At 65.6% G+C, this 19,756-nt stretch carries 20 protein-coding genes and 1 pseudogene; 15 read left to right on the top strand and 6 right to left on the bottom strand.

Features of this window, described 5'->3' with window-relative positions; genetic code table 11:
- The first annotated feature begins 50 nt into the window (after positions 1-50).
- Together PHLH3_RS21995 and PHLH3_RS21990 are read left to right on the top strand one after the other, a co-directional pair.
- Entirely contained in the window at positions 51-722 is a 672-nt protein-coding gene (locus PHLH3_RS21995; RefSeq protein WP_173172071.1) for a response regulator, read from the top strand.
- Positions 715-2,099 (top strand): annotated as a pseudogene (locus tag PHLH3_RS21990) (sensor histidine kinase). The gene PHLH3_RS21995 and the pseudogene PHLH3_RS21990 overlap by 8 nt, the downstream one beginning before the upstream one ends.
- On the opposite strand, the gene PHLH3_RS21985 reads toward PHLH3_RS21990, so the two are convergent.
- The 3 genes from PHLH3_RS21985 to PHLH3_RS21975 form a co-directional block, all read right to left on the bottom strand.
- Positions 2,096-2,851 (bottom strand): transporter substrate-binding domain-containing protein, encoded by a 756-nt coding sequence (locus PHLH3_RS21985; RefSeq protein WP_213625786.1) that lies wholly within the window; start codon positions 2,849-2,851, stop codon positions 2,096-2,098. The pseudogene PHLH3_RS21990 and the gene PHLH3_RS21985 overlap by 4 nt on opposite strands.
- Before the next feature lie 70 nt (positions 2,852-2,921).
- The gene (locus tag PHLH3_RS21980; protein ID WP_213625785.1) at positions 2,922-3,758 is read right to left on the bottom strand and encodes an HDOD domain-containing protein; all 837 of its coding nucleotides are present in this window, start codon (positions 3,756-3,758) and stop codon (positions 2,922-2,924) included.
- 36 nt (positions 3,759-3,794) lie between these two features.
- On the bottom strand, positions 3,795-4,736 hold the full coding sequence (locus PHLH3_RS21975) for a folate-binding protein (protein ID WP_213625784.1): 942 nt from the start codon (positions 4,734-4,736) through the stop codon (positions 3,795-3,797).
- Between the two features lie 120 nt (positions 4,737-4,856).
- Between PHLH3_RS21975 and PHLH3_RS21970 the strand changes: the two genes are divergently transcribed.
- Together PHLH3_RS21970 and PHLH3_RS21965 are read left to right on the top strand one after the other, a co-directional pair.
- Positions 4,857-5,111: a succinate dehydrogenase assembly factor 2 gene (locus PHLH3_RS21970; protein ID WP_173172079.1), complete on the top strand. Its 255-nt coding sequence runs from the start codon at positions 4,857-4,859 to the stop codon at positions 5,109-5,111.
- Positions 5,095-5,547 (top strand): protein YgfX, encoded by a 453-nt coding sequence (locus tag PHLH3_RS21965; protein ID WP_213625783.1) that lies wholly within the window; start codon positions 5,095-5,097, stop codon positions 5,545-5,547. The genes PHLH3_RS21970 and PHLH3_RS21965 overlap by 17 nt, the downstream gene beginning before the upstream one ends.
- Here the strand turns inward: PHLH3_RS21965 and nadB are convergent.
- On the bottom strand, positions 5,516-7,132 hold the full coding sequence (nadB, locus tag PHLH3_RS21960) for an L-aspartate oxidase (RefSeq protein WP_213625782.1): 1,617 nt from the start codon (positions 7,130-7,132) through the stop codon (positions 5,516-5,518). The genes PHLH3_RS21965 and nadB overlap by 32 nt on opposite strands.
- A gap of 372 nt (positions 7,133-7,504) precedes the next feature.
- Between nadB and rpoE the strand changes: the two genes are divergently transcribed.
- From rpoE to pdxJ, 11 genes are all read left to right on the top strand, one after another.
- A complete protein-coding gene (gene rpoE, locus PHLH3_RS21955; protein ID WP_021221243.1) occupies positions 7,505-8,086 on the top strand; it encodes an RNA polymerase sigma factor RpoE in 582 nt (193 codons plus the stop codon).
- Between the two features lie 31 nt (positions 8,087-8,117).
- Positions 8,118-8,708 carry an RseA family anti-sigma factor gene (locus PHLH3_RS21950; RefSeq protein ID WP_213625781.1) on the top strand — a complete coding sequence of 197 codons (591 nt, stop codon included), beginning with the start codon at positions 8,118-8,120 and terminating at the stop codon, positions 8,706-8,708.
- An 8-nt stretch (positions 8,709-8,716) separates the two neighbouring features.
- Entirely contained in the window at positions 8,717-9,676 is a 960-nt protein-coding gene (locus tag PHLH3_RS21945) for a MucB/RseB C-terminal domain-containing protein (protein WP_213625780.1), read from the top strand.
- Between the two features lie 213 nt (positions 9,677-9,889).
- Entirely contained in the window at positions 9,890-11,317 is a 1,428-nt protein-coding gene (locus tag PHLH3_RS21940) for a DegQ family serine endoprotease (protein ID WP_178082926.1), read from the top strand.
- 151 nt (positions 11,318-11,468) lie between these two features.
- Positions 11,469-13,268, top strand: coding sequence for a translation elongation factor 4 (lepA, locus tag PHLH3_RS21935; RefSeq protein ID WP_111260515.1), 1,800 nt, complete (start codon positions 11,469-11,471; stop codon positions 13,266-13,268).
- A 5-nt stretch (positions 13,269-13,273) separates the two neighbouring features.
- Complete coding sequence (gene lepB, locus PHLH3_RS21930; protein WP_111260516.1) at positions 13,274-14,128, top strand: signal peptidase I; 855 nt, start codon at positions 13,274-13,276, stop codon at positions 14,126-14,128.
- 110 nt (positions 14,129-14,238) lie between these two features.
- Positions 14,239-14,616, top strand: a complete 378-nt coding sequence (locus tag PHLH3_RS21925; protein ID WP_213625779.1) for a DUF4845 domain-containing protein — start codon at positions 14,239-14,241, stop codon at positions 14,614-14,616.
- Positions 14,613-15,302 (top strand): ribonuclease III, encoded by a 690-nt coding sequence (gene rnc, locus PHLH3_RS21920; protein WP_111260518.1) that lies wholly within the window; start codon positions 14,613-14,615, stop codon positions 15,300-15,302. The genes PHLH3_RS21925 and rnc overlap by 4 nt, the downstream gene beginning before the upstream one ends.
- Positions 15,295-16,197, top strand: a complete 903-nt coding sequence (gene era, locus PHLH3_RS21915) for a GTPase Era (RefSeq protein ID WP_111260519.1) — start codon at positions 15,295-15,297, stop codon at positions 16,195-16,197. Before rnc ends, era begins: the two co-directional genes overlap by 8 nt.
- A gap of 3 nt (positions 16,198-16,200) precedes the next feature.
- Positions 16,201-16,899, top strand: a complete 699-nt coding sequence (gene recO / locus PHLH3_RS21910) for a DNA repair protein RecO (RefSeq protein WP_173172095.1) — start codon at positions 16,201-16,203, stop codon at positions 16,897-16,899.
- Positions 16,892-17,650: a pyridoxine 5'-phosphate synthase gene (gene pdxJ / locus PHLH3_RS21905; protein ID WP_213625778.1), complete on the top strand. Its 759-nt coding sequence runs from the start codon at positions 16,892-16,894 to the stop codon at positions 17,648-17,650. Before recO ends, pdxJ begins: the two co-directional genes overlap by 8 nt.
- A gap of 317 nt (positions 17,651-17,967) precedes the next feature.
- On the opposite strand, the gene cmoB is transcribed toward pdxJ, so the two are convergent.
- Both cmoB and cmoA read right to left on the bottom strand, forming a co-directional pair.
- Entirely contained in the window at positions 17,968-18,936 is a 969-nt protein-coding gene (gene cmoB, locus PHLH3_RS21900) for a tRNA 5-methoxyuridine(34)/uridine 5-oxyacetic acid(34) synthase CmoB (RefSeq protein WP_213625777.1), read from the bottom strand.
- Complete coding sequence (gene cmoA / locus PHLH3_RS21895; protein WP_213625776.1) at positions 18,933-19,709, bottom strand: carboxy-S-adenosyl-L-methionine synthase CmoA; 777 nt, start codon at positions 19,707-19,709, stop codon at positions 18,933-18,935. The genes cmoB and cmoA overlap by 4 nt, the downstream gene beginning before the upstream one ends.
- Positions 19,710-19,756: the final 47 nt, after the last annotated feature.

The raw sequence follows: 19,756 nt of genomic DNA, 5'->3' as shown, positions 1-19,756 counted from the left end.
TTCCGGCCGTTACACTTCAGCCCGATCGCTGCCTTCCGGAGTACACCGCCTTGCGAATCCTGCTGGTCGAAGACCACCCCCAACTGGCCGAGAGCGTCGCCCAGGCCTTCAAGGCCGTGGGCTGGACGGTGGATGTGCTGCACGACGGCGTGGCCGCCGACCTGGCCCTGGCCAGCGAGGACTACGCCCTGGCGGTGCTCGACGTGGGGCTGCCGCGCCTGGACGGCTTCGAGGTGCTGGCGCGCCTGCGCGGGCGGGGCAAGACGCTGCCGGTGCTGATGCTCACCGCGCGTGGCGAGGTGAAGGACCGGGTGCATGGCCTCAACCTCGGCGCGGACGACTACCTGGCCAAGCCCTTCGAGCTGTCCGAGCTGGAGGCGCGGGTCAAGGCGCTGTTGCGGCGCAGTGTGCTCGGTGGTGAGCAGCAGCAGCGCTGCGGTCCGTTGCTCTACGACCTGGGCACCCGGCGCTTCAGCCTGGACGACGAGGTGCTGACGCTCACCTCCCGCGAGCAGGCGGTGCTGGAGGTGCTGATCGCCCGCCCGGGGCGGGTGATGAGCAAGGAGCAGCTGGCTTCCCAGGTGTTCGGCCTGGACCAGGAGGCGAGCCCGGACGCCATCGAGATCTACATCCACCGCCTGCGCAAGAAGCTGGAAGGCAGTGCGGTGCGCATCGTCACCTTCCGTGGCCTCGGCTACCTGCTGGAACACCAGGATGCGTGAGGCCGGCAGCCTGCGCGGACGGCTGCTGCGGCGCCTGGCCGCGCTGCTTGCGGTGCTGTTGCTGATCGGTAGCCTGACTGCCTACTTCAATGCCCGCGACGCCGCCGACACCGCCTATGACCGCACCCTGCTGGCTTCGGCGCGGGCCATTTCCGCCGGGCTCTACGAGGCTGACGGGCGGCTCAAGGCCGATGTGCCCTATGTGGCCCTGGACACCTTTGCCTACGACAGCGCGGGGCGCATCTTCTACCAGGTGACCGACATCGAGGGGAAACTGGTTTCCGGCTACGAGAACCTGCCCGGCCCGCCCAGGGGACGCCGCGCACCGACGACTACCCGGCCCTGGCGCGCTTCTACGATGCGCGCTACGACGGCGTCGACGTGCGCGTGGTGAGCCTGCTGCGGCCGGTGAGCGAGGAGAGCATCAACGGCATGGCGGAAATCCGCGTGGCCGAGACCGAGGAGGCCCGCGAGCGCCTGGCGCGGGGGTTGCTGGTGGACACTCTGTGGCGTCTGGCGGTGATGTCGCTGGCTGCCCTGGGGCTGGTGTGGATGGTGGTGAGCGCGGCCCTGCGCCCGCTGAACCAGCTGCGCAACGCCGTGGAGGAGCGCCAGGCCGATGACCTGCGCCCGCTGCCGGTGGTGGCGGTGCAGACCGAGCTGAAGCCGCTGGTGGATGCGCTGAACCAGTTCACCGAGCGCCTGCGCGGGCTGTTCCAGCGCCAGGCGGATTTCATCGCCGATGCCTCCCACGAGTTGCGCACGCCGCTGGCGGCGCTCAAGGCGCGGGTGGAGCTGGGGTTGCGCGAGCGGGAGCCTGCGCAGTGGTATCGCACCCTGGAGGACACCGCCGCCAACACCGACCGGCTGACCCATCTGGCCAACCAGCTGTTGTCCCTGGCACGCATCGAGAGCGGTGCGCGGGCCATCGCCGAGGGTGGGGCCGAGCGCATCGAGCTGGGCGCCCTGGCCCGTGAGCTGGGCATGGCCCTGGCGCCGCTGGCCCATGCGCGGGGCATCGCCCTGGCCCTGGAGGCGGAGGACATGGCCTGGGTGATGGGCGAGCCGACGCTGCTCAACGAGCTGCTCAGCAACCTGGTGGACAACGCCCTGGCGCATACGCCCAAGGGCGGCAATGTGACCCTGCGGGTGCTGGCGCCGGCGGTGCTGGAGGTGGAAGACGATGGCAGCGGCATCCCCGCCGAGGACCGCGACAAGGTATTCGAGCGCTTCTACCGGCGTTCGTCGCAGGCCAGCGGCGCGGGGCTGGGGCTGGCGATAGTCGGGGAAATCTGCCGGGCACACCTGGCGGAGATCAGCCTGCATGACGGCATCTCGGGTGGCTTGCGGGTGCGGGTGAGCTTCCCGTCGGCCTAGGGCAGCATGCTCAGCGGCTGCTGGGCTTCGAGCAGGTAGCGGGCGATTTTGCCGCTGTCGCGCAGGTGGGCCAGGCCCCGGTTGAAACGGGTGATGCGTTCGGCATTGGCCGGGTCGGAACGCGACAGCAGCAGATGCAGGGTGTCGCTGCGCAGCGGTTGGGCGTGGAAGCTGACGCGAGCACGTTCGGCGCTGGTGAAGTTGTCCTGGAGCATGGCGATGGCGACGATCTTGTCCACCGGGAATACGTCGATACGCCCGGCCAGCAGCATGCGCAGGCCCTGTTCCTCGCTGGGCAGGCGCTGCACCCGTAGGCGCCCTTCGGCCTCGGCGCGCTGGAAGGCCTCGCCGTAGTCGTAGCCGAGGGTGGCACCGAGGCGCAGGCCGGCGAGGTCTTCGACCCGCCGCCAGTCGAGCGGCAGGTCCTTGCGGTGGAACAGGTAGTAGCCGCTCTCGATCACCGGGTCGCTGACGAAGAAGCGTGCGTCGCGCTCGGCGTTGCGAAGCCAGACCGCGCTGCCGTCGCGCTCGCCGCGTTCGGCCAGATACAGGGCGCGGGCCCAGGGGTAGAACTCCCAGCGCACGTGGATCCCTTCAAGGGCGAACGCTTCGGCGACGATGCGCGAGGCCACGCCCTGGTGAGGCAGCTTCTCGCCGAGATAGGGCGCCCATTCACCATTGGTGAGGCGCAGCTCCTGGGCGGCGCAAGCGCCGCTCAGGCAGAGGGAGAGGAACAGGAGTAGGGCGCGCATCCGTGACTTCCTTGGACTCCGGAATGCCCGGAGTCTAGCGACGTTTTCGCGGATGCGCGTTGCAGCTGTATTACTGCAGCATGCCCATGGCCGCTTCCATGGCGGCGGAGAGGTCTTCGTCGGCCTGCATGTCCACCTGCGGGTCGAGGCCCAGCTTGGCGAACGCCGGGATCTGGCTCCAGTCGAGCTGGGTATAGGGGTGCTCGCTGCCCAGGTAGCTTTGCAGGGTGGCGACCTGGACGATATCGACGTAGTCGACCTTGGGCGAGTTGCGGGTGAAGTCGAGGAACTGGCTCGGGACCTGGGCGATCGGTTCGGGGAATTCCCAGGCACGCAGGATGCGGTCGCCGATGATCGGGTGGATGCGCTCGATCACGTGGTTGAGGCTGATGGAGTCGGCCAGCAGCTCGTAGTGTTCCTCGGCGTAGGTGAGGATCGGCAGCACACCGATCTGGTGCACCAGGCCGGCCAGGGTCGCCTGGTCCGGGGCGAGGCGGGTGTAGTGGCGGCAGAGCACGTGGCAGATGCCGGCGATCTCGGTGCTCTTGTTCCACACTTCGCGCATCTTGCGGTCGACCACATCGGAGGTGGCCTGGAACATCTGCTCCATGGCCAGGCCCGTGGCCAGGTTGCAGGTGTAGTTGATGCCGAGACGGCTGATGGCCATCTGCAGGTCGGTGATTTCCTTGTTGGTACGCAGCAGCGGGCTGTTCACCACCTTGATGATGCGCGCGGTGAGGGCGGCGTCGTTGCCGATCACCTTGGACAGGGCCGGGATGCTGACATCCGGGTCTTCGGCGGCTTCGCGCACCTTGAGCGCGACTTCGGGAAGGGTGGGCAGGACCAGTTCGTCGTTGTCGATGGCGTTGATCAGGTCTTGTTGAACGCGTTCTGCAAGCTTGCTCATGGATGCTCTCTTGAAAAGGGGACGGGCCGGTGCTGTCTAGCGCTGAATCTCGCGGTCGGCATCCAGGGTGTAGGGCAGTGTCAGCAGGTCGAGGGTTGGGCCGTCGGCCGCCTTCAGGTGGATCCGTCCGTCATTCACCGCATCTTCCTGGAGTACGGCGAGCAATTCGAATCCCGTTTCTGCCGGTGCGGCCAGCACCACCTCGCCCACACTGCTCGAATGCACGGGGGAGAAGAGTTCGGTGCCCGGCGCCGGGCGCTCCCCTGCGGGTAGGGCGAGGCGTTGCAGGCGGCGCTTGAGCTTGCCCAGGTACTGCATGCGGGCGACGATTTCCTGCCCGGTGTAGCAGCCCTTCTTGAAGCTGACGCCGCCGACGGCCTGGAGGTTGATCATCTGCGGGATGAACAGCTCGCGGGTGGCGGCGAAGACCTGGCCCACGCCGGCGCGGACCTGTGCGAGCAGCCAGGCGTCCAGGGGCGCCTCGGGCAGGTGCGCGGCCAGGCGGGTGCGCAGGGCGTCAGCCTCAGCGCGAGGGGCCCATAGTTCGCTGCGGCCGTCGGACAGGCGCAGGGCGATCAGGCCATTGGCGCGGGTGATGCTGTCGGCGTCCTGCGGCAGTTCGAGGCCCAGGCCCAGCAGCACGTCGTCGCCCCGGGCGAGGCCGAAGCGCACCCAGTCGGGGGTTTCGTCACCGAGGGTGGACTTGGAGAACACGGCGTATTTCTTCAGGTCCGCCAGTTGCGCTTCCAGCAGCGCCGCGTCGAGCGCCAGCAGGAAGCCGTCGCCTTCGGAGAGTATGCGGAAGCTGGAAACCATGCGGCCCTTGGGGGTGCAGCGCGCACCGAGGCTGGTGGTGCGCTCGTCGAGGTAGGCGAGGTTGCAGGTGACCTGGCCCTGGAGGAACTTGGCGGCGTCCACGCCACGTACGGCGAGCAGGCCTTCGTGGGTGAGCGGGCAGAAGAATGCTGAGTCGGCCATCGGTGTTCGCAGGAGTGGGGGTCTGGGGCGTCATGATAGAGCCCGCCATGCCGGTTGTCAGCGGGTGCCGCATGCGGCTCGGGTCGTTATAATGCCGGCCTCTTCCCTGGAGGCGCTCTGATGGCCGACGCAACTGAACTGAACCGACTCTTCTGGCACAGCCGCCGCGGCATGCTGGAGCTCGATGTGCTGCTGGTACCTTTCGTCCGGGAGGTGTACCCCAGCCTCGATGAGGCGGACCAGGCGCGCTTCCGCAAGCTGCTCGAATGCGAGGACCAGGACATGTTCGGCTGGTTCATGCAACGCGGTGAGCCGGAAGATTCCGACCTGCGGTACATGGTGAAAATGATCCTGGACCGTGTCCAGCCCAAGTAGCGCCTTCGAATGCCACTGGCGCCCTTCGCGGCGCCTGCTGGTGCTCTACCTGTCGCTGTTCTCCCTGGCATTGGTCGCCGTGGCCTGTGCCGAGCTGCCCCGGTGGGCACAGCTCGCTTGCCTGTTCGCCTGCCTGGCCCATGCGGCCTGGACACTGCCGCGCCAGGTGCTGCTGGCGTCCGCCTCATCCATCCGGGGTTTGCGCCTGGATGCCGACGGCTGGCGGCTGCGGCGCCACGACGGGCAATGGTGTGCCGTGCGCCTGAGTCCCGACAGCCTGGCGTTGCCGATGGCGGTGTTGCTGGTCTATCGCCCCGAGGGCGCGATCATGACACGGGGCCTGTGCATCCCCGCGGATTCACTGGATGAGCGGAGCCACAGGCGCCTGCGCGTGCACCTGCGCTTCAATCGCCATAGATGGGTGGCGCCAGGATAGTGTCGCGGGCCTCGGGCAACTGGTCGGGATAATCGAGCGTGTAGTGCAGGCCGCGGCTTTCGCGGCGTTGCATGGCCGACTCGATCATCAGCTCGGCGACCTGGGCCAGGTTGCGCAGCTCGATCAGGTCGCGGCTGACCTTGTAGTTGGAATAGAACTCGTCGATCTCGCTGAGCAGCAGGCGCACCCGGTGCTGGGCGCGTTGCAGGCGCTTGTTGGTGCGCACGATTCCGACGTAGTCCCACATGAATCGCCGCAGTTCGTCCCAGTTGTGCGCGATGATCACGTCCTCGTCCGAGTCGGTGACCTGGCTGGCGTCCCAGGCCGGGAGACGGGCGGGCAGGGGGATGGTGTCGAGCTGGGCGAGCATGTCGTGGGCCGCGGCGCGGGCGTAGACGAAGCACTCCAGCAGCGAGTTGCTGGCCATGCGGTTGGCGCCGTGCAGGCCGGTGAAGCTGGTCTCGCCGATGGCATAGAGGCCGGGGATGTCGGTGTGGCCATCGCGGTCGACCACCACGCCGCCGCAGGTGTAGTGGGCGGCGGGTACCACCGGGATCGGCTGGCGGGTGATGTCGATGCCGAAGTCCAGGCAGCGCTCGTAGACGGTCGGGAAGTGGCTTTTGACGAACTCGGCCGGCTTGTGGCTGATGTCCAGGTAGACGCAGTCGATGCCCAGGCGCTTCATCTCGTGGTCGATGGCGCGGGCGACGATGTCGCGCGGGGCCAGTTCGGCACGGGGGTCGAAGCGCTGCATGAAGCGTTCACCGTTGGGCAGCTTGAGCAGGCCGCCCTCGCCGCGCACCGCTTCGGTGATGAGGAAGCTCTTGGCCTGCGGGTGGTAGAGGCAGGTGGGGTGGAACTGGTTGAACTCCAGGTTGCCCACCCGGCAGCCGGCGCGCCAGGCCATGGCGATGCCGTCGCCACAGGCGCCGTCGGGGTTGCTGGTATAGAGGTAGACCTTGGCCGCGCCGCCGGAGGCGAGGGCGGTGAAGCGGGCGCCATAGGTGTCGACTTCGCCACTGGCGCGGTTGAGCACGTAGGCGCCGAGGCAGCGATGCCCCTCGAGGCCGAGCTTGCGCTCGGTGATCAGGTCGACGGCGACGCGCTGTTCCAGCAGTTCGATGTTCGGGCGCCGACTAGCCTGTTCCAGCAGGGTGTTGAAGATGGCAGCGCCAGTGGCGTCGGCGGCGTGGATGATGCGCCGATGGCTGTGGCCGCCCTCCCGGGTCAGGTGGAATTCGAAGCCACCGTCCTCGCGGGCGTTTTCGTCCTCGCGGGTGAAGGGCACCCCCTGGTCGATCAGCCATTGGATCGCCTGGCGGCTGTTCTCGACGGTGAAGCGCACGGCGTCTTCCCGGCACAGGCCGGCGCCGGCGACGAGGGTGTCCTCGACATGGGAATCGACGGTGTCGGTGTCGTCCAGGACCGCCGCCACACCCCCTTGTGCCCAGTAGGTTGACCCGTTGGAAAGGTCGCCTTTACTCAAGACTGCGATGCGCAGGTGCTCGGGCAACGTCAGCGCCAGGGTGAGGCCGGCGGCACCGCTGCCGATCACCAAGACGTCGTGCTGAAAGTGTTGGCTCATGTCGGGATCCCGCGAAAATGCGGCCACTAGTATATAGAGGGGGTGGGCGGCACAATAGCGGGCTTATGTCCGGCAGAGAATCCCGGGAACTTTCTTAGTCCCCCTGGTTTCTTACCTCCGTCGCACATGAGGTGACGTGCTTGTTGAGTTGTGCCGCGGAGCGTTTCCTGCGTTCCTGGCAGCGGCAAATCAGGCGAAAAATTATCCGCGCAGCAGTGGCCAGTGCTCTGCTGCGCGATTCCGTGCAAGACGGAAACAGTCTTGTAGGAAGCTTGCTTGGAGGGGAGAACTTTTGCGCAACGCCCGAGTCTATTTTGGCAAGCCGATCCACTGGCTGGCGCAGTGCCCCTCGAGCTCCAACGAGGAGTGTCCATGCTAACCCAGGAACAGGATCAGCAACTGGTCGAACGGGTGCAGCGAGGCGACAAACGAGCTTTCGATCTTCTGGTGCTGAAGTATCAGCACAAGATTCTGGGTCTGATCGTGCGATTCGTCCACGACGCCCAGGAAGCTCAGGATGTTGCTCAGGAGGCCTTCATCAAGGCCTATCGCGCACTTGGGAATTTTCGCGGTGACAGCGCTTTCTACACATGGCTGTACCGCATCGCCATCAACACGGCGAAGAACCATCTGGTGGCGCGCGGTCGGCGCCCGCCGGATAGCGATGTGAGTGCCGAGGATGCGGAGTTCTACGATGGCGACCATGCCCTCAAGGACAACGAATCACCGGAACGGGCATTGCTGCGGGATGAGATCGAAGGCACCGTCCATCGGACCATCCAGCAATTGCCGGAAGATTTGCGTACTGCGCTGACTTTACGTGAATTCGATGGTCTGAGTTACGAGGACATTGCCAGCGTCATGCAATGTCCGGTTGGTACGGTTCGCTCGCGTATTTTCAGGGCGCGAGAAGCTATAGATAAAGCCCTGCAACCTTTGTTGCAGGAATCCTGAGACAGCGGCGACAGCTAAGAGAGGAATCGCCATGAGTCGTGAAGCCCTGCAGGAATCGCTGTCCGCGGTAATGGATAACGAAGCGGATGAACTGGAGTTGCGACGTGTGCTCGCGTCCAGCGGCGATGAGGAGCTCCGTTCCACCTGGTCTCGCTACCAGATAGCGCGTGCCGTTATGCACAAGGAACTGATCGAGCCGCGCCTCGACATCGCCGCCGCGGTTTCCGCCGCGCTGGCTGATGAGGCGCTGCCGGCCCAGGCCGCTCGCGGTCCTTGGCGCAGCCTTGGCCGCCTGGCGGTTGCCGCTTCGGTGACGCTGGCCGTGCTCGCTGGTGTGCGTATGTACAACCAGGACGAGGTGGGCGCCCAGCAGCTGGCCCAGCAAAGCGCTCCGCAGCCGGTGATCAGTGCGCCGCAAGCCAGCAAGGACACCGTTCTTGCCGGTTACAGCACTGACTCCCAAGGCGTGCGTCCGCCGCTGTCTGGTGCCGCGCAAGCGACCTCGGGTTGGCACGATCAGCGCCTGCCGGCCTACCTGCGCCAGCATGCCCAGCAGGCCGCCATGAGTGGGACCGACAGTGCGCTGCCCTATGCGCGTGCCGCCAGCCTGGAAAGCCGCTAAGGAGAAACATGCGCGCATTTCCACTTTTCGTGTTGCTCGGCGGTGGTTGGCTGGTTCAGGCCGCCCACGCCGCCGATGCTCAGGACTGGCTGAAGCGACTCGCTGACGCCGAGCAGCGGCAGAATTTCCAGGGCACCTTCGTCTATGAACGAAGCGGCAGCTTCTCCACCCATCAGGTCTGGCATCGCGTCGATGCCGGCAAGGTGCGTGAAAGGCTGCAGCAGCTCGATGGGCCCGCCCAGGAAATCCTCCGTGTGGATGGACGTACCGAATGTGTGAGTGGGGCGCTTTCCGACCAGATGGTCGACGGCCAGGTCTGGCCGGCCCGTGATCTCGATGTCGCCCAGGTGGCAAAGTCCTATGACCTGAGCCTGGTGGGCGAGTCGCGAGTGGCGGGGCGCCAGGCCGTGGTGCTCTCACTCAACCCGCGCGACCAGCATCGGTACGGCTTCGAGTTGCATCTGGACCGGGAGACCGGCCTGCCGCTCAAGTCATTGATGCTCAATGAGAAGGGCATGCTGCTGGAGCGTTTCCAGTTCACCCAGATCGACACCACGCAAGCACCCAGTGACAGCCAGCTCCAGGCGGGGCAGGGCTGTGAGCCCGTACGCTACGCCGAGGCGCCCAAGGCCCTGGCCAGCGCCTGGCGCTCCGATTGGTTGCCGGAAGGGTTCGCCCTGACCAGTGCGGTCCAGCGTCGCAGCCCGGTATCGACGGATCCGGTGGCCTGCCTGCTCTATGGCGATGGCCTGGCGCGCTTCTCTGTCTTCCTCGAGCCCCTGCACGGTGCGTCTGTGGAAGATGTGCGTGTCGAGCTCGGTCCGACTGTTGCCGTATCCCGTCGGCTCGGCACCAGCGAAGGTGACGTGATGGTGACTGTGGTTGGCGAAATCCCCGTGGGAACTGCGGAGCGCATTGCGTTGTCTATGCGTACGGCCGGAACCGCAGCCCCCCAGGCGGCCCAGTGAATTGAACGACGCCGGGGCGGAGCAGCCATGTCCATGCGAGCCCGTCAGGGTTCATGGGCTGATCGCTCCTCGGCGTTGGTCCCCGCAAGCGAATTCTTGTTTATGGTGTATCGGGCTGGGGGCATTCCCCCGGCCCGAATTGCGTTTGCCCGCCGGGCCGGTCGGCTCGTGACGGGTTCACATTCCTCGTTTCATGACGGGAGCTGTATGTCGATGCTAAGCATGAAATCCTGCATGTCCGCGGTCGCGGCCCTGCTGCTGCTCGGTCAAACCCTTGTCGCCCGGGCGGAGCTGCCCGACTTCACCCCGCTGGTGGAGGAGGCCTCTCCGGCGGTCGTCAACATCAGTACGCGGCAGAAGCTTCCGGATCGCGCCGTCGCCGGCAACCAGGCCATGCCCGACCTTGAAGGCCTGCCGCCCATGCTCCGCGAGTTCTTCGAGCGCAGCATGCCGCAGATGCCGCGTAACCCGGGCGGTGGTCGCCAGCGCGAGGCGCAATCCCTGGGTTCGGGTTTCATCATCTCCAAGGACGGCTACGTCCTGACCAACAACCATGTGGTGGCCGACGCCGACGAGATCATCGTGCGCCTGTCCGACCGCAGCGAGCTCGAAGCCAAGCTGATCGGTGCCGACGCGCGCACCGACGTGGCCCTGCTCAAGGTCGAAGGCAAGGACCTGCCCATCGTCAAGCTCGGCAAGTCCGACGCCCTGAAGGTCGGCAGCTGGGTGCTGGCCATCGGCTCCCCCTTCGGCTTCGACCACTCGGTGACCGCCGGTATCGTCAGCGCCAAGGGGCGCAGCCTGCCGAACGAGAACTACGTGCCCTTCATCCAGACCGACGTGGCCATCAACCCGGGTAACTCCGGTGGCCCCCTGTTCAACCTGGATGGCGAGGTCGTGGGCATCAACTCGCAGATCTTCACCCGCTCCGGTGGCTTCATGGGGCTGTCCTTCGCCATCCCGATCGACGTCGCCATGAGCGTCGCCGACCAGCTCAAGGCCGAGGGCAAGGTCAGCCGTGGCTGGCTCGGTGTGGTGATTCAGGAAGTGAACAAGGACCTGGCCGAATCCTTCGGCCTGGACAAACCCGCAGGTGCCCTGGTGGCCCAGGTGCTCGACGACGGTCCTGCAGCCAAGGGCGGCCTCCAGGTCGGCGACGTCATCCTCAGCATGAATGGCCAGCCGATCGTCATGTCCGCCGACCTGCCGCATCTGGTCGGTGCCCTCAAGCCGGGTAGCAAGATCGACCTCGACGTGGTCCGCGAGGGGTCGCGCAAGAAGCTGGCGCTGACCATCGGCTCCCTGCCCGAAGATGGGGAGGAAGTGACCTCCACCGGCGCGCCGCAAGGTGCCGAGCGCAGCAGCAACCGCCTGGGCGTGCTGGTCGCCGAACTGTCCGCCGAGCAGAAGAAGAGCCTCGACATCAAGGGTGGTGTAGTGATCAGGGAAGTCCAGGACGGCCCGGCCGCCCTGATGGGCCTGCGTCCGGGTGACGTGATCAGCCACCTGAACAACCAGTCCATCGACTCGGTGCAGACCTTCGCCAAGGTAGCCAAGGAGTTGCCGAAGAACCGCTCCGTGTCCATGCGCGTGCTGCGCCAGGGCCGTGCCAGCTTCATCACCTTCAAGCTTTCGGAGTAATCCGATGCACTGAAAAAGGGCGACCCGGGTCGCCCTTTTTCATGCCTGCGCTCCGCCATGCGGGCGTGACGCCCGCGCTGCCGATCAGGTAAACTCCCCGGCTATTTTTCGGCAAGCAACCGGCTTGCGGCTTTTTTCGAGTGTCGACCCCGTGAGTGACCTGAGTCATATCCGCAATTTTTCGATCATCGCCCACATCGACCATGGCAAGTCGACCCTGGCCGACCGCTTCATCCAGATGTGCGGCGGCCTGTCCGATCGCGAGATGGAGGCCCAGGTGCTGGACTCCATGGACCTGGAACGCGAGCGCGGCATCACCATCAAGGCCCACAGCGTGACCCTGCACTACAAGTCGCAGGATGGTAAGACCTACCAGTTGAATTTCATCGATACCCCCGGCCACGTCGACTTCACCTATGAAGTCAGCCGCTCGCTGGCCGCCTGCGAAGGCGCGCTGCTGGTGGTGGATGCCGGCCAGGGCGTCGAGGCGCAGTCGGTCGCCAACTGCTACACCGCCATCGAGCAGGGCCTGGAAGTGATGCCGGTCCTGAACAAGATGGACCTGCCCCAGGCCGAGCCCGAGCGGGTCAAGGAAGAGATCGAGCACATCATCGGCATCGACGCCACCGACGCGGTGCCGTGCAGCGCCAAGAGCGGCATGGGCGTGATCGACGTGCTCGAGCAACTGGTCAAGGTCATCCCGCCGCCCGAAGGCGAGATCGACGCGCCGCTGCAGGCGCTGATCATCGACTCCTGGTTCGACAACTACCTGGGCGTGGTCTCGCTGGTACGCGTCAAGCACGGCCGGGTGAAGAAGGGCGACAAGATCCTGGTGAAATCCACCGGCAAGATCCACCAGGTGGACAGCGTCGGCGTCTTCACCCCCAAGCACACCGAGATGGCCGACCTCAAGGCCGGTGAAGTGGGCTTCATCATCGCCGGCATCAAGGACATCCTCGGTGCCCCCGTGGGCGACACCCTGACCCTGTCCAACACCCCGGATGTCGATGTGCTGCCGGGCTTCCAGCGCATCAAGCCGCAGGTCTACGCCGGCTTGTTCCCGGTCAGCTCCGACGACTTCGAGGACTTCCGCGAAGCGCTGCAGAAGCTGACCCTGAACGATGCCGCCCTGCAGTACGAGCCGGAAAGCTCCGAGGCCCTGGGCTTCGGCTTCCGCATCGGCTTCCTCGGCATGCTGCACATGGAGATCATCCAGGAGCGCCTGGAGCGCGAGTACGACCTGGACCTGATCACCACCGCGCCCACCGTTATCTTCGAAGTGGTGCAGAAGAACGGCGAGACGATCTACGTCGACAACCCGTCCAAGCTGCCCGACCTCTCGTTCATCGAGGACATGCGCGAGCCCATCGTGCGTGCCAACATCCTCGTGCCCCAGGAACACCTGGGCAACGTCATCACCCTGTGCATCGAGAAGCGTGGCGTGCAGCGCGACATGCAATTCCTCAGCAGCCAGGTTCAGGTTTGCTACGACCTGCCGATGAACGAAGTGGTACTCGATTTCTTCGACCGCCTGAAATCCGTGAGCCGTGGCTATGCGTCCCTGGATTACAGCTTCGACCGTTTCCAGTCGGCCAACCTGGTCAAGCTGGACGTGTTGATCAACGGCGAGAAGGTCGATGCCCTGGCGCTCATCGTGCACCGCGACCAGGCCCACTACAAAGGCCGCGCGCTGACCGAGAAGATGAAGGAACTGATCCCACGGCAGATGTTCGACGTGGCGATCCAGGCGGCGATCGGTGGTCAGATCGTCGCGCGTACTACCGTCAAGGCGCTCAGGAAGAACGTTCTGGCCAAATGCTACGGTGGCGACGTGAGCCGTAAGAAGAAGCTGCTGGAAAAGCAGAAGGCCGGTAAGAAAAGGATGAAGCAGGTCGGCAGTGTGGAGATTCCACAGGAAGCCTTCCTCGCAGTGCTCAAAGTGGATAGCTAGGGTCTATGTCGATCAATTTCCCGCTTCTGTTGGTTCTCGCCGTGGCTGTCTGCGGCGTGCTCGCTCTCATCGATCTGGTTCTGCTGGCTCCGCGCCGGCGCTCCGCGATTGCCGCCTACCAGGGGCAAGTCAGCGAGCCCGACCCGGAGGTGATGGAAAAGCTCGACAAGGAGCCCTTGCTGGTGGAATACGGCAAGTCCTTCTTCCCGGTGCTGGCCATCGTGCTGGTGCTGCGGTCGTTCCTGGTCGAGCCCTTCCAGATTCCGTCCGGGTCGATGAAACCGACCCTGGAAGTAGGGGATTTCATCCTGGTCAACAAGTTCGCCTACGGCATACGCCTGCCGGTGGTGGACACCAAGGTGATCGAAGTCGGCGACCCGCAGCGCGGTGATGTCATGGTGTTCCGCTACCCCAGCGACCCGAACATCAACTACATCAAGCGCGTGGTCGGCCTGCCGGGCGACCGCATCGCCTACAGCAGCGACAAGCGCCTGACCGTCAATGGCGAGCAGGTGGCCGAGAAACTGGTCGGCGACGAGCCCGGCACCCTGGGCAGCTCCCGTCTCTACGAGGAGAAGCTGGGCGAGGCCGAGCACCTGATCCGCAAGGAAATGAAGCGCTACCGCATGGAGCCGGGCAAGGAATGGGTGGTGCCGCAAGGGCATTACTTCATGATGGGCGACAACCGCGACAACTCGAACGACAGTCGCTACTGGAACGACCCCAACATTCCCAAGGACCTGCTCGGCATGGTTCCTGACCGCAACATCGTCGGCAAGGCCTTCGCCGTGTGGATGAGCTGGCCGGACCCGAAGATGAACAACCTGCCCAACTTCTCCCGCGTAGGCCTCATTCACTGAGGCTTGCCGACTTTCGCTTTTGCGGCGCTGTTCAACGCAGCGCCGCCCGCTATATATAGTCTTGCAACGGGCCAGCCGGCCCGCATAACAACACTGACATTGAGGTCATCATGACGTTTGCGCATTCGCAGAGGGGCTTGTCGATACTGGGCTGGCTGGTTGTCCTGGCCATCGTGGCGTTCCTGGCCAGTACCGCCTTCAAGATCATTCCGCACTACATGGATTACTACGCGCTCGAGAAGCTCATCAAGTCCGTTGAGAACGAGAAAGGCCAGGCCATATCCACGCCGCGCGATTTCCTGGACTACGTGCGCAAGGGCATGATGGTCAACAGCATCCGCGACATCGATCTGGAGAAGGCCCTGCAGGTCAAGGTCGAGAACAACGACTTCTATGCCACGCTGAAATACGAAAAACGCGAGCCGCTGATCGAGAACCTCGACCTGGTGGTGCACTTCGACAAAGAATTCCGTGTGCGAGTCCCGTGAGCGTATCCCTCAGCCGTCTCGAGCGTCAGCTCGGCTACACCTTCCAGGACCAGGGTCTGATGACCCTGGCCCTGACCCATCGCAGCTTCGCCGGGCGCAACAACGAGCGCCTGGAGTTCCTCGGTGATGCCATCCTCAACTTCGTCGCCGGCGAGGCGCTCTACGAGCGTTTCCCCCAGGCGCGTGAAGGCCAGCTCTCGCGCCTGCGCGCCCGCCTGGTCAAGGGCGAGACCCTGGCCCTGCTGGCCAGGGGCTTCGAGCTGGGCGAATACCTGCGCCTGGGCTCCGGCGAGCTGAAGAGCGGTGGTTTCCGCCGCGAGTCCATTCTCGCCGATGCGCTGGAAGCGCTGATCGGGGCCATCTACCTCGATGCCGGCATGGATTGCGCGCGCGAGCGCGTGCTGGCCTGGCTGCACAACGAGTTGGAAGGCCTGACGCTGGTCGATACCAACAAGGACCCCAAGACCCGCCTGCAGGAATTCCTCCAGTCGCGGGCCTGCGAACTGCCCCGCTATGAAGTGGTGGATATCCAGGGCGAGCCCCATTGCCGCACCTTCTTCGTCGAGTGCGAAGTTGCCCTGCTGAATGACAAGACCCGAGGCCAAGGTGCCAGCCGACGCATCGCCGAACAGGTGGCGGCGGCGGCGGCACTGGTGGCCCTGGGCGTGGAGAACGGCCATGACTGAATCGAACAACCCGCGCTGCGGCTACGTGGCTATCGTCGGGCGTCCCAACGTCGGCAAGTCCACGCTGCTCAACCACATCCTCGGGCAGAAGCTCGCGATCACCTCGCGCAAGCCCCAGACCACCCGCCACAACATGCTCGGTATCAAGACCGAGGGCGAGGTCCAGGCCGTCTACGTCGACACCCCCGGCCTGCACAAGAACAACGAGAAAGCGCTCAACCGCTACATGAACAAGACCGCCTCGGCCGCCCTCAAGGACGTCGACGTGGTGATCTTCGTGGTGGACCGCAACCGTTGGACCGACGAGGACCAACTGGTGCTCGAACGCGTCCAGTACGTCCAGGGCCCGGTGATCCTGGCCATCAACAAGACCGACCGCCTGGACGACAAGGCCGACCTGATGCCGCACCTGGCCTGGCTCCAGGAGCAACTGCCCAACGCCGAGGTGGTACCCATCTCCGCCCAGCAGGGGCACAACCTCGACACCCTCGAGCGCCTGGTCGCCGAGCGCTTGCCCGAGGGCGAGCACTTCTTCCCCGAAGACCAGATCACCGACCGCAGCAGCCGCTTCCTCGCCGCCGAACTCGTGCGCGAGAAGATCATGCGCCAGCTGGGTGCCGAACTGCCCTACCAGATCACCGTTGAGATCGAGGAGTTCAAGCAGGAAGGCCGCATCCTCCATATCCACGCGCTGATCCTGGTGGAGCGCGACGGCCAGAAGAAAATCATCATCGGCGACGGTGGCGAGCGCATCAAACGCATCGGCCAGGAGGCGCGCAAGGACATGGAGGTGCTATTCGACTCCAAGGTCATGCTCAACCTCTGGGTCAAGGTGAAGGGCGGCTGGTCCGACGACGAGCGTGCCCTGCGTTCCCTGGGCTACAACGACCAGTAACCGATGCAGACCTGTGCGCAACCGGCCTTCGTGCTGCATAGCAGGGCCTACCGCGAAAGCAGCGCACTGGTGGATTTCCTCACCCCGGAAGGGCGCCTGCGCGCCGTCCTGCGGGGCGCGCGGGGCAAGGCCGGGACCCTGGCCCGGCCCTTCGTGCCGCTGGAGGTCGAATTCCGCGGCCGCGGCGACCTGAAGAACGTGGGGCGTCTGGAAGGTGCCGGCATCCCCCACTTCCTCACCGGCGAGGCCCTCTTCAGCGGCCTCTACCTCAATGAACTGACCATCCGCCTGCTGCCGGCCGAAGCGCCGCACCCCGCGCTGTTCGAGCACTATGCCGCCACCCTCCAGGCCCTGGCCGCCGGCCGGCCGCTGGAGCCGCTGCTGCGCGCCTTCGAATGGCGCCTGCTGGACGAGCTGGGCTATGGTTTCGCGCTGGACCTGGACCTCAGCGGCGCGCCCATCCTCGCCAGTGGCATCTACCGCCTGCTGCCCGACGCCGGCCTGGAGCCCGTCGGGCAGTTGCAGCCTGGCCTGTTCCAGGGCGCCGAGCTGCTGGCCCTGGCCGAGGCCGACTGGAGTGCCCCCGGCGCCCTCGCTGCGGCCAAGCGCCTGATGCGCCAGGCCCTGGCGCCCCATCTCGGCGGACGGCCACTGGCCAGCCGCGAACTCTTCATGACGATCAAGGAACCTTCCCGTGACTGAAGCCAACCGTGTTCTGCTCGGCGTCAACATCGACCACGTCGCCACCCTGCGCCAGGCCCGTGGCACCCGCTATCCGGACCCGGTGAAGGCCGCCCTGGATGCCGAGGAGGCAGGCGCCGACGGCATCACCGTGCACCTGCGCGAGGATCGCCGGCACATCCAGGAACGCGACGTGCGCGTACTCAAGGAGGTCATGCAGACCCGCATGAACTTCGAGATGGGCGTGACCGAGGACATGCTCGCCTTCGCCGAGGAAATCCGCCCCGAACATGTCTGCCTGGTCCCGGAGACCCGCCAGGAACTGACCACCGAAGGCGGTCTCGATGTCGCCGGGCAGGAAGCGCGGATCAAGGCCGCGGTCGAGCGCCTGGCGCGCCTGGGCAGCGAGGTCTCCCTGTTCATCGACGCCGACCCGGCGCAGATCGAAGCATCCCATCGCGTCGGTGCCCCGGCCATCGAGCTGCACACCGGCCGCTATGCCGACGCCCACACCCCTGAAGAGGCCGCCCGTGAGCTGCAGCGCATCCGTGAAGGCGTGGCCCTGGGCCTGAAGCTGGGCCTGGTGGTCAATGCCGGCCATGGCCTGCACTACCACAACGTCGAGCCGGTGGCCGCCATCCCCGGCATCAACGAACTGAACATCGGCCATGCCCTGGTGGCACACGCGCTGTTCGTCGGCTTCAAGCAGGCGGTGGTGGAGATGAAGGGGTTGATTCAAGCGGCAAGCGGCAAGCCTCAAGCCGCAAGATAAGGGCTGCATCCGCGTTTGGACGGAGCTTCGTTTGTTGGGGCGGCTCCGTTATCGGGTAAGGGCTCAGCCGCTACTCATGCGCTTGCGGCTTGCAGTCCGCAGGGTGGGTAGAACGGAGCGAAATCCACGCGGTCGCGGTTCGATATCACTCCGAAATGGTGGACCGGTGAAGCGTGGTCCACCCTACGCCCGGGCCGTGAAAATAAATAAGTCCGGGCGTTGACGACTTCCGTCGATCCCCCAGGCTTTTGCAGCTTGCAGCTTGCAGCTTGCAGCTTGCAGCTTGCAGCTTGCAGCTTGCAGCTTGCAGCTTGCAGCTACGGCTTCCTCGCGACCACCACCGCCCGTGCCGGGGCAGGGAGCCCCTCGATCGTGCGGCTGTGGTCGGCGGGGTCGAGGAACTCGGGCAGTGACTGGAAGCGCATCCACTCGGTGCTGCGCTGCTCTTCGACGCTGGTGACGCTGACGTCCACGCAGCGCACATCGACGAAGCCTGCGCGGCGCAGCCACAGTTCCAGCGCCGGCACCGATGGCAGGAACCACACGTTGCGCATCTGCGCATAGCGGTCCTCGGGCACCAGCACCTGCTGGGCGTCGCCTTCCACCACCAGGGTTTCCAGCACCAGCTCGCCGCCACGCACCAGGCAGTCCTTGAGGTCGAACAGGTGGTCGATGGGGGAGCGACGGTGATAGAGCACGCCCATGGAGAACACCGTGTCGAAGCCCTCCAGCCTGGCCGGCAGCTCTTCCAGGGCCAGGGGCAGGTGCCAGGCGGGCAGGTCCGGCAGGAAGCGCTTCATCGCCAGGAACTGGCAGAAGAACAGCCAGTTGGGGTCGATACCCACCACGCTCTCGGCACCGGCGCCGAGCATGCGCCACTGGTAGTAGCCATTGCCGCAGCCCACATCCAGCACGCGCTTGCCGCGCAGGTCGAGGTGCGGCGAGACCCGTGTCCATTTCCAGTCCGAGCGCCATTCGGTGTCGACGTGCACGCCGAATAGCTCGAAGGGCCCCTTGCGCCAGGGGATCAGCCCTTGCAGGGCCGTCTTCAGCGTGGCACGGGTGGCGTCGTCGCAGGGTCCGTCGAGGGCGAAGCGCCGGGCCAGTTCCACGCTGGTCGGGGTCAGCGCGGGCAGGGCCTCCACCGCCGCGCCCCAGCGCGCCAGGTCACCGTGGCCGACGGCCAGCTTGGCGTCGAGTTGGGCGGGCAGGTCGGCGGCCCAGTCCTGCAGCGGGGTGCCCATCAGCGTCTGCTGCAGGGCGTCGAGGTCGAGCGTACGGATCATGGCAGGGCGATCAGCGAAGCGAAGTTGAGGCACTGGAACCAGGGCACCACGCGGGAGAAACCGGCCGCCAGCAGGCGCTCGCGGTGTTCCTCCAGGCTGTCCGGGCGCATCACGTTCTCCAGGGCGCTGCGTTTCTGGGCGATTTCCAGCTCGCTGTAGCCGTTGGCACGCTTGAAGTCGATGTGCAGGTCGGTGAGCAACTCGTGCTCCGCCGCGTCGTTGAAGCGCAGTTTCTCCGAGAGGATCAGCGCGCCACCTGGCAGCAGCGCCTGGCGGATGCGCGCCAGCAGGGCCTGGCGGTCCTCGCGGGCGACGAACTGCAGGGTGAAGTTCATCGCCACCAGGGAGGCGGGCTCGAAGTCCAGGGCGAGGATGTCGGCCTCCAGGACTTCCACCGGCAGCAGCTCCTGGTACATCGAGTCCTGGGCATGCAGGTATTCGCGGCAGCGCTCGACCATCGCCGCGGAGTTGTCCACGGCCAGCACCCGGCAGCCTTCGCTGCGCACGTGGCGGCGCAGGGCCTGGGTCACCGCGCCGAGGGAGGCGCCGAGGTCGTACAGGCGGGTATTGGGTTGCGCGAAGCGGGCGGCCAGCACGCCGATGTTCTCGACGATGGTCGGGTAGCCCGGCACCGAGCGCTTGATCATGTCCGGGAACACCTTGACCACGTCCTCGTTGAACGCGAAGTCGGTGACTTGTGCCTGAGGCGTGGCGTAGATGCGATCGGGGTTGTGCTTCACGGGGCCGGTACCAACTGGTGGAAAGGCCGGCATTCTAGCCAAGACCGCGCCCGGCCAGAATCCCGGCGTGCCGATCGGTC

This window comes from Pseudomonas sp. Pc102, from assembly GCF_018408275.1.
In the GTDB taxonomy this organism is placed as follows: Bacteria; Pseudomonadota; Gammaproteobacteria; order Pseudomonadales; family Pseudomonadaceae; genus Metapseudomonas; species Metapseudomonas tohonis.
Note: the sequence above shows the minus strand (reverse complement) of the source record. Positions and strands in the feature narration are given on the sequence as shown.

Coding starts and splice junctions, on each gene's coding strand:
- PHLH3_RS21985 (WP_213625786.1), bottom strand. CDS start 2,851: ATGCGCGCCCTACTCCTGTTCCTCTCCCTCTGCCTGAGCGGCGCTTGC.
- PHLH3_RS21980 (WP_213625785.1), bottom strand. CDS start 3,758: ATGAGCAAGCTTGCAGAACGCGTTCAACAAGACCTGATCAACGCCATC.
- PHLH3_RS21975 (WP_213625784.1), bottom strand. CDS start 4,736: ATGGCCGACTCAGCATTCTTCTGCCCGCTCACCCACGAAGGCCTGCTC.
- PHLH3_RS21970 (WP_173172079.1), top strand. CDS start 4,857: ATGGCCGACGCAACTGAACTGAACCGACTCTTCTGGCACAGCCGCCGC.
- nadB (WP_213625782.1), bottom strand. CDS start 7,132: ATGAGCCAACACTTTCAGCACGACGTCTTGGTGATCGGCAGCGGTGCC.
- rpoE (WP_021221243.1), top strand. CDS start 7,505: ATGCTAACCCAGGAACAGGATCAGCAACTGGTCGAACGGGTGCAGCGA.
- PHLH3_RS21950 (WP_213625781.1), top strand. CDS start 8,118: ATGAGTCGTGAAGCCCTGCAGGAATCGCTGTCCGCGGTAATGGATAAC.
- PHLH3_RS21945 (WP_213625780.1), top strand. CDS start 8,717: ATGCGCGCATTTCCACTTTTCGTGTTGCTCGGCGGTGGTTGGCTGGTT.
- PHLH3_RS21940 (WP_178082926.1), top strand. CDS start 9,890: ATGCTAAGCATGAAATCCTGCATGTCCGCGGTCGCGGCCCTGCTGCTG.
- lepB (WP_111260516.1), top strand. CDS start 13,274: ATGTCGATCAATTTCCCGCTTCTGTTGGTTCTCGCCGTGGCTGTCTGC.
- PHLH3_RS21925 (WP_213625779.1), top strand. CDS start 14,239: ATGACGTTTGCGCATTCGCAGAGGGGCTTGTCGATACTGGGCTGGCTG.
- era (WP_111260519.1), top strand. CDS start 15,295: ATGACTGAATCGAACAACCCGCGCTGCGGCTACGTGGCTATCGTCGGG.
- recO (WP_173172095.1), top strand. CDS start 16,201: ATGCAGACCTGTGCGCAACCGGCCTTCGTGCTGCATAGCAGGGCCTAC.
- cmoB (WP_213625777.1), bottom strand. CDS start 18,936: ATGATCCGTACGCTCGACCTCGACGCCCTGCAGCAGACGCTGATGGGC.
- cmoA (WP_213625776.1), bottom strand. CDS start 19,709: ATGCCGGCCTTTCCACCAGTTGGTACCGGCCCCGTGAAGCACAACCCC.